Genomic DNA, 11,889 nt, shown 5'->3' with positions numbered 1-11,889 from the left:
TGGGCTATAGCGCTAGTCCGGGTGAAAAATGCCGATCACCTGTTCCTCTTTGCGAACGTGCTCGCGTACCGCTTTATCCGCCTCGCGCATCTGATGTCCGCACTTCACGCACTCCACGATATCGACGCTGTTTTCGCGCCACATCGCCAGCGAATCCTGAGCCTTGCACGCCGGGCAGGTTGCGCCGGCGATAAACCGTTTACGTTGCGACATTACTCACCTTTACTCAAATTCGTCCCAGCCATCGAACTGACGCCGCTCCTGCTGCATCTCACGCTGGAAGATCTCTTCCAGCTCGCGTCGCGCTTCACGGGCGCGGGAAATTTGCGCGCTGTCGGTATGGACCGGCATCAGCTCGCGCAGCATGCGCATATCAAGCCTGCGAAAATGCAGCTGCGCGCGCTGCGCCTGATGCGGATGCATCCCCAGCGTCATCAGCGTTTTGCGCCCCAGCTCCAGCGCACTGGAGAAGGTTTCACGCGAGAACTGCTTCACCCCGGCCTGCAGCAGCTCGTGCGCCTCCACGCGGCCTCTGGCACGGGCCAGAATGCTGAGGTGCGGGAAGTGCTGCTGGCAGAGATGCACAATCTTCATGGTGTCTTCCGGCTCGTTGCAGGTAATCACGATGGACTTCGCCGACGCGGCACCCGCCGAACGCAGCAGTTCCACCTGGGTGGCATCCCCGTAATAGACCTTATAGCCATATTTGCGCATCAGGTTTACCGCGCTGATATCGCGTTCCAGCACCGTGATGCGCATGGTGTTTGCCATCAGCAGGCGCCCGATGACCTGCCCAAAACGTCCGAAGCCAACGATAATCACCTGCGGTTCGTCATCATCGACCCACGGCATTTCCACTTCTTCATCGCCAGCATTGAAACGATGCGCCAGCCACTTGTCGATACCTTTCATCAGCAGCGGCGTGGTCATCATTGAAAGCGTCACCGTCACCAGCAGCAGCGCCATCTGGTCGCCCTGAAACAGGCGCTGCGACGAGGCGGTAGAGAACAGCACGAACGCAAACTCTCCGCCCTGGCTCAGCACGCTGGCGAACTGCATGCGCTCGGAGCTGCGCAAGCCGTAGAGGCGCGCCAGCAGGTAAAGGATCAGGGTTTTTACCGCCACCAGCACCGCGACGCTCATCAGCACCCACAATACATGGGTATAGAGGACGCCGAGGTTCAGCGCCATTCCTACGGAAATAAAGAACAGGCCGAGCAGCAGCCCTTTAAAGGGATCGATGGACATCTCCAGCTCGTGGCGATACTCGCTTTCCGCCAGCAGCACGCCGGCGATGAAGGTGCCGAGTGCCATCGACAGCCCCAGCGCGTCCATAAACAACGCCGAGCCAAGCACCAGCAGCAGCGAGGCGGCGGTGAAGACTTCACGCACGCCCGACGCGGCAATATAGCGAAACACCGGGCGCAGCAGATAGCGCCCGCCCACCAGCATGCCGGCAAACGCCAGCACCTTCATGCCGACCTTCATCCAGTCGAGCGGCTGATCGCTGCTGCCCGCCAGCAGTGGCACCAGCGCCAGCGCCGGGATGACTGCCAGATCCTGAAACAGCAGTACCGAAAACCCGAGCTGCCCGGCTTCGCTGCGGTTCATGCCCTTATCGCGCATCAGCTGTAGCGCCATCGCCGTGGACGACATCGCCAGGCCAATTCCGCCGACCACCGCCGCCTGCCACGAGAAGTCAGTGAGCATCAGCAGCCCGGCCAGCAGCGCCGCGCTGAACAGCACCTGCGCGGCCCCCACGCCAAAAATCGAGCGCCGCAGCTGCCAGAGTTTTGACGGGTTAAGCTCCAGTCCGATGATAAACATCAGGAACACCACGCCCAGCTCCGAGAAGTGCAGGATCTCTTCTACGTCGCTGATAAAACCCAGCCCCCACGGGCCAATGGCAATGCCCGCCAGCAGGTAACCCAGCACGGCACCGATACCGAGCCTGGCGGCAATCGGTACGGCCACCACGGCGGCGAACAGGAACAGCACGCCGGCCAGCATAATATCTCCACCTTCCATCAGCGGCCCCCCGGCAAATGTGGGGAGGACAGCCATTCGCCGTAGGCGGCAGCATGGGTTGCCAGTTCCTGCGGCGACTGACGGCGCGCCCAGTAGACGATCATCGGACTGAGCCAGTGCATACGGCACATCGCCGCGGTCAGCTCGAAAGGCCGCAGGATTTCATTCAGCGGATAGCGATTAAAACCGTCATAGCGATACGCCCCCTCCGGCTCGCCGGTGGTAATGACGTTACGCCAGTACTTACCGGCCAGCTGGTTACCGCCCACGCCGCTGGCAAAACCGCGGCTTAGCACGCGGTCGAGCCACTCTTTGAGCAGCGCCGGACAGCTGTAGGTATAGAGCGGAAACTGGAACACAATCACATCGTGCTCACTCAGCAGCGCCTGCTCCTGGGGAATATCAATAAAAAAGTCAGGGTAGTGCGCGTAGAGATCGTGCACGGTGACGTGAGGCAGTTGCTGAGCCGGCTTAAGCAAAACCCGGTTGGCTACCGAGTCCTGAGATTCCGGATGGGCATACAGCAGCAGAACTTTAGGCGGCTGTGACATCATTCCCCTCCAGGGTGTCATAGTACTTTTCTTTCAGTCAGCCTTTGGCGTTCGGGTGCCGCGATGTTGCCTGAATGATTTTGTGTATTGTCATTAATTTGGGCTACCATGGCGCCCCACGCGATGCATGACGCAGCGCGTCACTAAAGGTGATTCCGCTTCCTCAGAGATACTGACGCACGCAGATGACAGTGCATCGCGCGGCTGAAGCGGCACAGCCTTTTAATGACAATTTAACATAGTCTGAACAAACGGCGCCTTATGATTGTTTTCTCCTCGCTACAAATTCGTCGCGGTACCCGCGTGCTGCTGGACAATGCCACCGCCACCATCAACCCCGGCCAGAAAGTCGGCCTGGTGGGCAAAAACGGCTGCGGTAAATCCACGCTGCTTGCGCTGCTGAAAAATGAGATTAGCGCAGACGGCGGCAGCTTCAGCTTCCCGGGAACCTGGCAGCTTGCCTGGGTCAACCAGGAGACGCCCGCGCTGGCGATGCCGGCTATGGACTATGTCATCGACGGCGACCGCGAATATCGCCAGCTTGAGCGCGACCTGCACGCCGCCAACGAGCGCAACGACGGCAACGCTATCGCCACGCTCCACGGTAAGCTGGACGCCATTGACGCCTGGACTATCCGTTCGCGTGCCGCCAGCCTGTTGCACGGCTTAGGCTTCAGCAACGAACAGCTGGAGCGCCCGGTGAGTGATTTCTCCGGTGGCTGGCGCATGCGCCTTAACCTTGCTCAGGCGCTGATCTGCCGTTCTGACCTGCTGCTGCTTGATGAACCGACCAACCACCTCGATCTCGATGCGGTGATCTGGCTGGAGCGCTGGCTGAAAAGCTACCCCGGCACGCTGATCCTGATTTCTCACGACCGCGACTTCCTCGATCCGGTGGTGGATAAAATCATTCATATCGAACAACAGAATATGTTCGAGTACACCGGGAACTACAGCTCGTTCGAGCGCCAGCGCGCGACGCGCCTGGCCCAGCAGCAGGCCACCTACGAAAGCCAGCAGGAGCGCGTGGCGCATCTGCAAAGCTTCATTGACCGCTTTAAAGCAAAAGCCTCGAAGGCCAAACAGGCGCAGAGCCGCATTAAGATGCTGGAGCGCATGGAGCTGATCGCCCCGGCGCACGTGGATAACCCGTTCCACTTCAGCTTCCGCGCGCCGGAAAGCCTGCCGAACCCGCTGCTGAAAATGGAAAAGGTCAGCGCGGGTTACGGGGATCGCACTATCCTCGACTCCATCAAGCTGAACCTGGTCCCGGGGTCACGTATTGGTTTGCTGGGACGCAACGGTGCCGGTAAATCCACGCTGATTAAGCTGCTGGCGGGCGAACTGGCCCCGGTCAGCGGCGACATCGGCCTCGCGAAGGGTATCAAGCTCGGCTATTTCGCCCAGCATCAGCTGGAGTTTCTGCGCGCCGACGAATCGCCATTGCAGCATCTGGCGCGCCTCGCCCCGCAGGAGCTGGAGCAGAAGCTGCGCGACTACCTCGGCGGCTTCGGCTTCCAGGGCGACAAGGTGAGCGAGAACACCGAGCGCTTCTCCGGCGGCGAAAAGGCGCGGCTGGTGCTGGCGCTGATCGTCTGGCAGCGCCCCAACCTGCTGCTGCTCGATGAACCGACCAACCACCTCGACCTCGACATGCGTCAGGCGCTGACCGATGCGCTTATCGAATTTGAAGGCGCGCTGGTGGTGGTATCGCACGACCGCCACCTGATCCGCTCCACCACCGACGACCTCTATCTGGTCCACGACGGCAAAGTGGAAGCCTTTGACGGCGACCTGGAAGATTACCAGCAGTGGCTGAGCGATGTGCAGAAGCAGGAGAGCCAGGGCGACGAGGCCGCCAAAGATAACGCCAACTCGGCGCAAGCGCGTAAAGATCAGAAGCGCCGCGAGGCGGAGCTGCGCACCCTGACCCAGCCAATCCGCAAAGAGATCGCCCGTCTCGAAAAAGAGATGGAGAAGCTTAACGCGACCCTTGCTGGCGTTGAGGAGAAGCTAAGCGACAGCGGGCTGTACGATCCGGGCCGCAAAGCCGAAATGAACGAGGCGCTGCAGCTGCAGGCGAAAACCAAAGCCGGTCTCGAAGCGTGTGAAATGGCATGGCTTGACGCGCAGGAGTCGCTGGAGCAGATGCTGAACCAGCCATGATGCGCCGCGCCGGCGCTATCGTCGTCGGCGCGCTCCTCCTCTGTGGCCGTCACGCCAGCATGCGGCCCTCTCTTAACCGCCCGCGTTTCTCCTCGCTTTGGCATTCACGCCCTTTATCGAAAGGGATAAAGTCATCAACTTTAACCCCCGGTCACGATATAATCCTGATCAGACTTACTATTCAAATGAGCATCATGACCGAGATCACCCACGCCGGGCTGGAAGCGCATCGCCCCGACTCACAGCACTTTGTTCCCATGCCGGGGGCGCGCAATCCGCATCTGCAAACCATGCTGCCGCGCGTGCTGCGCCGTCGCGTGAAGTTTACTCCGCACTGGCAGCGGCTCGACATGCCGGACGGTGACTTTGTCGATCTCGCGTGGAGCGAAGATCCGGCGGGTGCGGCGCACAAACCCCGGCTGGTGGTCTTTCATGGCCTCGAGGGCAGCCTGCACAGCCCCTACGCGCACGGCATGATCGAAGCGGCGAAGAAACGCGGCTGGCTGGGCGTAGTGATGCATTTTCGCGGCTGCAGCGGTGAGCCGAACCGCATGAAGCGGATCTATCACTCCGGGGAAACCGAAGACGGCAGCTATTTTCTGTCGTGGCTGAAATCCACCTGGGGCGATGTGCCTACCGCCGCGGTGGGTTATTCACTCGGCGGCAACATGCTGGCCTGCCTGATGGCGAAACAGGGCAGCGACTGTCTGCTTGATGCTGGCGTCGTGGTTTCCGCCCCGCTGCTGCTGGAGCAGTGCTGCTACCACATGGAAAAAGGCTTCAGTCGTTTCTACCAGCGTTATCTGCTCAACCTGCTGAAAGCCAACGCGGCGCGCAAGCTGCACGCCTATCCCGGCACGTTACCGGTCAGTATCAAGCAGCTGAAGCAGATCCGCGGCTTGCGCGACTTCGACGATCTTATCACCTCGAAAATCCACGGTTTTGCAGACGCGCTGGACTACTACCGCCAGTGCAGCGCCATGCCGATGCTGCCCAATGTCGCAAAACCGATGCTTATCATCCATGCTAAAGATGATCCCTTTATGGATCATCACGTGATACCCGACCCGACGCTGCTGCCGCCGTCGATTGAATACCAGTTGACCGACCATGGCGGGCATGTGGGTTTCGTAAGCGGTACGCTGCGCCGCCCGCAGATGTGGCTTGAACAGCGTGTGCCTGACTGGCTGACTCACTATCTGGATGTGCGATGATTATTCCCTGGAAAGAACTCGATCCCGACACGCTCGATAACCTGCTCGAATCTTTTGTGTTGCGCGAAGGCACCGATTATGGTGAACATGAACGCAGCCTCGAACAAAAAGTCTCGGACGTAAAACGTCAACTGCAAACGGGCGAAGCGGTACTGGTCTGGTCTGAACTGCATGAAACCATTAACATTATGCCGCGCGGTCAGTTCCACGGCTGACGACGTTCAGAACCTGTTCCCGCCTGTGCAGTGACGTCGCGTACCCATCAAGGGAGTAGTTTCCTATGTCAGCCAGGCACCCGATTATTGCCGTGACCGGCTCCAGCGGAGCCGGTACCACCACCACCAGCCTCGCCTTCCGTAAGATTTTCACCCAGCTCAATCTGCACGCCGCCGAAATCGAGGGCGACAGCTTCCATCGCTACACCCGGCCTGAAATGGACATGGCGATCCGCAAAGCGCGCGATCTCGGTCGCCACATCAGCTACTTCGGCCCGGAAGCTAACGACTTCGGCCTGCTGGAAGAGACATTCAGCGAATACGGGCGCAGCGGCAGCGGCCAGTCGCGTAAATACCTTCATACTTACGATGAAGCAGTGCCGTGGAATCAGGTTCCCGGCACCTTCACGCCGTGGCAGCCGCTCCCGGAGCCAACGGACGTGCTGTTCTACGAAGGGCTGCACGGCGGTGTGGTCACGCCGCAGCACGACGTGGCGCAGCATGTTGATCTGCTGGTGGGCGTGGTGCCCATCGTTAACCTTGAATGGATCCAGAAGCTGGTGCGTGATACCAGCGAGCGCGGTCACTCGCGCGAGGCGGTAATGGACTCCGTGGTGCGTTCGATGGAGGATTACATCAACTTCATCACCCCGCAGTTCTCGCGCACCCATATCAACTTCCAGCGCGTGCCGACGGTGGATACCTCCAACCCATTCGCAGCGAAAACTATCCCGTCGCTGGACGAGAGTCTGGTGGTGATCCACTTCCGCAATCTGGAGGGCATCGATTACCCCTGGCTGCTGGCCATGCTGCAGGGTTCATTTATTTCTCACATGAATACGTTAGTGGTGCCGGGCGGCAAGATGGGGCTGGCGATGGAGCTGATTATGATGCCGCTGGTGCAGCGGTTGATGGAAGGGAAAAAAATCGAATAACGGTGCGGCGCTGACTGCATGAAGCCTGTCAGCGCCGCCCTGCCGTCAGGCTTCAATCACCTCATACGAGTGGGTGATGTTCACCGCTTTCTCCAGCATCAACGCCACCGAGCAGTATTTCTCTGCCGAGAGCGACACCGCCCGCTCTACCGCCGCGTCTTTGAGCGCTTTACCGGTAACGATAAAGTGCAGATTAATGTGCGTGAACAGGCGCGGCGCCTCTTCCCGGCGTTCGGAGGTAAGCTTCACCTCGCAGTTGGTCACGTCGTGACGCCCCTTCTGCAGAATCGACACTACGTCAATCGCGCTACAACCACCTGCGGCCATCAGTACCATCTCCATCGGGCTTGGCGCTTTATCGCCGGAGTTGCCGTCCATCAGCACCTGATGCCCGGAGGCAGATTCACCCAGGAAGGTCAGGCCTTCCACCCATTTAACACGTGCCTGCATTTGCCTTCTCCTGACTTGCTGATTTGACGACAGATTACTCGTCGCCCGCAAAACAGGCAACGAAAGGCGACCTGCGTCAAGCTGAAACGAGACAATACAAGACACTCATGAAAAGCTATGCTAAAACAGTCTGGCTGTAATCATGTAACATTGATGTTATGCATGTATGCGGCGGATTTTACTCATTAAAGGCGACGAAATCTGACGAGCGCCACTTCCCGGGATGCGGGAATATATGACAGCAACCCCAGAGCAGGGGCATAACCCGGACTCTGGAGCCAGTTTATAACAGAGGATAACAGCGCATGGTGCTTGGCAAACCGCAAACAGACCCGACTCTTGAATGGTTCTTGTCTCATTGCCACATTCATAAGTACCCATCTAAGAGCACGCTGATTCACCAGGGTGAAAAAGCGGAAACGTTGTACTACATCGTTAAAGGCTCAGTGGCAGTGCTGATCAAAGATGAAGAAGGCAAGGAGATGATCCTGTCCTATCTGAATCAGGGTGACTTTATTGGCGAGCTTGGCCTGTTTGAAGAGGGCCAGGAGCGTAGCGCCTGGGTTCGCGCGAAAACCGCCTGTGAAGTCGCTGAGATCTCCTATAAAAAATTCCGTCAGCTGATCCAGGTGAACCCGGACATCCTGATGCGCCTCTCCTCGCAGATGGCGCGTCGCTTGCAGGTCACCTCCGAGAAAGTGGGCAACCTCGCCTTCCTCGACGTAACCGGCCGTATCGCCCAGACCCTGCTGAACCTTGCAAAGCAGCCTGACGCGATGACCCACCCGGACGGAATGCAGATCAAAATTACCCGTCAGGAAATTGGCCAGATCGTGGGCTGCTCCCGCGAAACCGTAGGCCGTATTCTGAAAATGCTGGAAGATCAGAACCTGATCTCCGCACACGGTAAAACCATCGTGGTTTACGGAACCCGTTAAGCCGCTTCGCAACGGCGTGTTACGCGAGTAGCACGCCGTTGTTGTCTCTGCTCGTTGGCTATGTGGCGCAGGCTGATTTACCACCCCGAAGTTAACTACGCACTCCGACAAACGCTGGTGCTCTGTATTCCCGTGGCGGTGGGCCTGATACTGGGCCATCTGCAACAGGGCTTGCTCTTCTCGCTGGTGCCTGCCTGCTGCAATATTGCCGGGCTGGATACACCTCATAAACGCTTCTTCAAACGCCTGTTTATCGGCGGCTCGCTGTTTGCCCTCAGTAGTCTCGCAGTCCAGCTTCTGCTTTATCAGCAACTTCCTCTGCCGATTATTCTGAGCGTCATGGCGCTGGTGCTTGGCGTGACGGCGGAGATCAGCAGCCTGCATGCGCGCCTGCTCCCGGCCTCGCTTATCGCCGCGATCTTTACCCTAAGCCTCGCCGGCAACATGCCGGTCTGGCAACCAATGCTCATCTACACCCTCGGCACGCTGTGGTACGGCGCGTTCAACTGGTTCTGGTTCTGGCTGTGGCGTGAACAGCCGCTGCGGGAGACACTCAGTCTGCTCTATCGCGAACTGGCGAGCTACTGTGAAGCGAAATACAGCATGCTTACCCGGCATACCGACCCGGATACCGCGCTACCGCCATTGCTGGCACATCAGCAGAAGGTGGTGGATCTCATCAGCCAGTGTTATCAGCAGCTGCACATGCTGGCCGCCAACCGCCAGAATGATTACCGGCGCCTGCTGCGCGCGTTCCAGATTGCGCTCGACCTGCAGGAGCATATCTCGGTCAGCCTGCACCAGCCGGAAGAGGTACAAAAGCTGGTGAAGCAGACCCACGCCGAAAAAGTCATTCGCTGGACAGCGCAAACTGTCGCCGGCCGGCTGCGCACGCTTGCCGACGATATTCTCTATCACCGCTATCCGACGCGTTTTTCGATGGATAAGCAGAGCGAAGCGCTGGAAAAGATCGCCCGTCAGCATCCCGATAACCCGGTCGGGCAATTTTTTGATTATCACTTCAGCCGCATCGCCCGCGTGCTGCGCACCCAGCGCCCTCTGTACGTGCGCGACATGATGGAGGACCGGCAGCGCCGCCTGCCGCTGTTCCCGGCGTTAAAAAGTTACCTCTCTTTTAAATCTGCGGCCCTGCGCAACGCCGCGCGTATCGCCGTGATGCTGAGCATCGCCAGCCTGGTGGGCAACGCGTTTCATCTGCCGAAACCGTACTGGATCCTGATGACCATTATGTTCGTTACCCAGAACGGCTACGGCGCCACGCGGGTGCGGATCTTCCACCGTGCTGGCGGCACCATGGCGGGGCTGCTGATTGCCGGCGTGGCGCTGCATTTCCACTTCCCGGAAGGATTCGCCCTGCTGGCGATGCTGGCGATTACGCTGGTGAGCTATCTGATCATCCGCAAAAGCTACGGCTGGGCGACGATAGGCTTTACCGTCACGGCGGTGTACACCCTGCAGCTGATTACCCTGAACGCTGAGCAGTTTATCCTGCCGCGCTTAGTCGATACCTTGATTGGCTGTCTGATTGCCTTTGGCGGGATGGTATGGCTGTGGCCGCAGTGGCAGACCGGTCTGCTGCGGCAGAATGCGCACGATGCGCTGGAGGCGGATCAGGACGCGCTACGCCTGATCCTCAGTGATAACCCCGGGGCGACACCGCTGGCGTGGCAGCGTATGCGCGTGAACCAGGCGCACAACGCGGTGTATAACTCCCTTAACCAGGCGATGCAGGAGCCGGGCTTCAACACGCACTATCTGGCGGACATGAAGCTGTGGGTGACCCACAGTCAGTTCGTGGTCGAGCACATCAACGCCATCACAACGCTGGCCCGGGAACACAACATGCTGACGCCGCAGCTGGCCGAACGCTATCTGCAATCCTGTGAGATTGCCATTCAGCGCTGCCAGCAGCGGCTGGAGTATGACGCGCCGTCAGCGAGCAACGACGTAACCATTATCGAACCGCCAGAGTCGTTGCCCTCAGGCCCGCTCACCACCATGGAGCAGCACCTGCAGCGCATTCTCAGCCACCTGAGCACCATGCATACCATTTCGTCCGTGGCCTGGCGCCAGCGGCCTCAGCATGGGATCTGGTTGAAGCGACGGCTGCGCGGCGAAAGCTGATCAGCCGTTAACCACCTTACCTACCGCCGCGGCGAAGCGCGCCATCCCATGGTCGATCTCATCTTCTTCCACCACCAGCGATGGGGCAAAACGCATCACGTTCGGCCCGGCATTCAGCACCATCACGCCTTCACTGGCAGCGGCATACAGCAGGTCACGCGCACGCCCGGCGTACTGCGGTTGCAGCTCCGCGCCAATAAGCAGACCCATGCCACGAATATCGCTGAACACGTCGTACTGCTGATTAATCTGCTGCAGGTGCGCAACGAACTGCTGGCGACGGGCAAGCACGCCGTCCAGCACTTCAGGAGTATTAATGATATCGAATGCCGCGCCCGCCACCGCGCAGGCCAGCGGGTTGCCACCGTAGGTGGAACCGTGCGAACCAACGTGGAAAGCGCTGGCGATCTCCTGCGTCGTCAGCACTGCGCTGACCGGGAAGCCGCCGCCGAGCGCTTTGGCGCTGGTCAGAATATCCGGCGTCACGCCATAGTGCTGATAGGCGAACAGCGTGCCGCTGCGCCCCATGCCGCACTGCACTTCGTCAAACACCAGCAGCGCCTGATGCTGGTCGCAGAGATCGCGCAGCCCCTGTAAGAATTCCGGCGTTGCGGCGGTCACTCCGCCCTCACCCTGAATCGGCTCCACCACAATGGCGCAGGTGTGATCATCCATCACCGCCTTCACCGCGTGCAGATCGTTGAACGGCACATGGATGATGTCAGCCGGTTTTGGCCCAAAGCCGTCGGAGTATTTCGGCTGCCCGCCGACCGAAACCGTGAACAGCGAGCGCCCGTGGAAGGCGTTATGGAAAGCGATGATCTTGCTTTTGTACGGGCTGTGGCGGGTGGAAGCGTAGTAACGCGCGAGCTTAAAGGCCGTTTCGTTGGCTTCAGTGCCGGAGTTCATAAACAGCACGCGTTCGGCAAAGGTGGCATCAATGATGTTGCGCGCCAGGCGCAGCGCCGGCTCGTTGGTGAAGACGTTACTGGTGTGCCAGAGCGTTTCACCCTGCGTTTTCAGCGCCTCAACCAGCGCAGGATGGCAGTGTCCGAGCGCCGTTACGGCAATACCGCCCGCAAAGTCGATATACTCCTTGCCCTGCTGATCCCAGACGCGGCTTCCCTTGCCTTTAACCGGGATAAACTCGGCAGGTGCATAAATCGGCAGGATGACTTCATCGAATGTTGCCCGGGTGATTGCCGCTTGCTCAGTTGCCATGGAAACTCCATCATTTTTACGCGAAC

11 protein-coding genes are annotated in these 11,889 nt (G+C 59.2%); 6 read left to right on the top strand and 5 right to left on the bottom strand.

Annotation, left to right across the window (positions count from 1 at the left end):
* Positions 1 to 12: 12 nt before the first annotated feature.
* From KFZ77_RS01585 to kefG, 3 genes are read right to left on the bottom strand one after another with little or no spacing between them, the layout of a single operon-like run.
* A complete protein-coding gene (locus KFZ77_RS01585) occupies positions 13 to 213 on the bottom strand; it encodes a YheV family putative zinc ribbon protein (RefSeq protein ID WP_031521730.1) in 201 nt (66 codons plus the stop codon).
* Positions 214 to 222: 9 nt separating this feature from the next.
* Positions 223 to 2,028 carry a glutathione-regulated potassium-efflux system protein KefB gene (gene kefB / locus KFZ77_RS01580; protein ID WP_264385277.1) on the bottom strand — a complete coding sequence of 602 codons (1,806 nt, stop codon included), beginning with the start codon at positions 2,026 to 2,028 and terminating at the stop codon, positions 223 to 225.
* On the bottom strand, positions 2,028 to 2,579 hold the full coding sequence (kefG, locus tag KFZ77_RS01575; RefSeq protein ID WP_264385276.1) for a glutathione-regulated potassium-efflux system ancillary protein KefG: 552 nt from the start codon (positions 2,577 to 2,579) through the stop codon (positions 2,028 to 2,030). The genes kefB and kefG overlap by 1 nt, the downstream gene beginning before the upstream one ends.
* A 261-nt stretch (positions 2,580 to 2,840) precedes the next feature.
* On the opposite strand from kefG, the gene KFZ77_RS01570 reads away from it, so the two are divergent.
* From KFZ77_RS01570 to KFZ77_RS01555, 4 genes are all read left to right on the top strand, one after another.
* Positions 2,841 to 4,745: an ABC transporter ATP-binding protein gene (locus KFZ77_RS01570; protein WP_264385275.1), complete on the top strand. Its 1,905-nt coding sequence runs from the start codon at positions 2,841 to 2,843 to the stop codon at positions 4,743 to 4,745.
* 194 nt (positions 4,746 to 4,939) lie between these two features.
* Positions 4,940 to 5,959, top strand: coding sequence for a hydrolase (locus KFZ77_RS01565; RefSeq protein ID WP_264385274.1), 1,020 nt, complete (start codon positions 4,940 to 4,942; stop codon positions 5,957 to 5,959).
* Entirely contained in the window at positions 5,956 to 6,174 is a 219-nt protein-coding gene (locus tag KFZ77_RS01560; RefSeq protein WP_031521745.1) for a YheU family protein, read from the top strand. The genes KFZ77_RS01565 and KFZ77_RS01560 overlap by 4 nt, the downstream gene beginning before the upstream one ends.
* Before the next feature lie 65 nt (positions 6,175 to 6,239).
* Positions 6,240 to 7,109, top strand: a complete 870-nt coding sequence (locus KFZ77_RS01555) for a phosphoribulokinase (RefSeq protein ID WP_264385273.1) — start codon at positions 6,240 to 6,242, stop codon at positions 7,107 to 7,109.
* A gap of 45 nt (positions 7,110 to 7,154) precedes the next feature.
* Here KFZ77_RS01555 and KFZ77_RS01550 read toward each other — a convergent pair whose 3' ends face one another.
* Positions 7,155 to 7,559 (bottom strand): OsmC family protein, encoded by a 405-nt coding sequence (locus KFZ77_RS01550; protein WP_031521749.1) that lies wholly within the window; start codon positions 7,557 to 7,559, stop codon positions 7,155 to 7,157.
* A gap of 305 nt (positions 7,560 to 7,864) precedes the next feature.
* On the opposite strand from KFZ77_RS01550, the gene crp reads away from it, so the two are divergent.
* Both crp and KFZ77_RS01540 read left to right on the top strand, forming a co-directional pair.
* Complete coding sequence (gene crp, locus KFZ77_RS01545; RefSeq protein WP_000242758.1) at positions 7,865 to 8,497, top strand: cAMP-activated global transcriptional regulator CRP; 633 nt, start codon at positions 7,865 to 7,867, stop codon at positions 8,495 to 8,497.
* 60 nt (positions 8,498 to 8,557) lie between these two features.
* Complete coding sequence (locus KFZ77_RS01540; RefSeq protein WP_264385272.1) at positions 8,558 to 10,642, top strand: YccS/YhfK family putative transporter; 2,085 nt, start codon at positions 8,558 to 8,560, stop codon at positions 10,640 to 10,642.
* On the opposite strand, the gene argD is transcribed toward KFZ77_RS01540, so the two are convergent.
* Positions 10,643 to 11,863 carry a bifunctional acetylornithine/succinyldiaminopimelate transaminase gene (argD, locus tag KFZ77_RS01535; RefSeq protein ID WP_264385271.1) on the bottom strand — a complete coding sequence of 407 codons (1,221 nt, stop codon included), beginning with the start codon at positions 11,861 to 11,863 and terminating at the stop codon, positions 10,643 to 10,645. It abuts the gene before it with no gap.
* Between the last annotated feature and the right edge of the window lie 26 nt (positions 11,864 to 11,889).

Origin of the sequence: Siccibacter colletis (assembly GCF_025914095.1) — a bacterium.
GTDB lineage: Bacteria > Pseudomonadota > Gammaproteobacteria > Enterobacterales > Enterobacteriaceae > Siccibacter > Siccibacter colletis.
The sequence above is the reverse complement of the archived record's forward strand: the minus strand, read 5'-3'. Positions and strand labels throughout refer to the sequence as shown.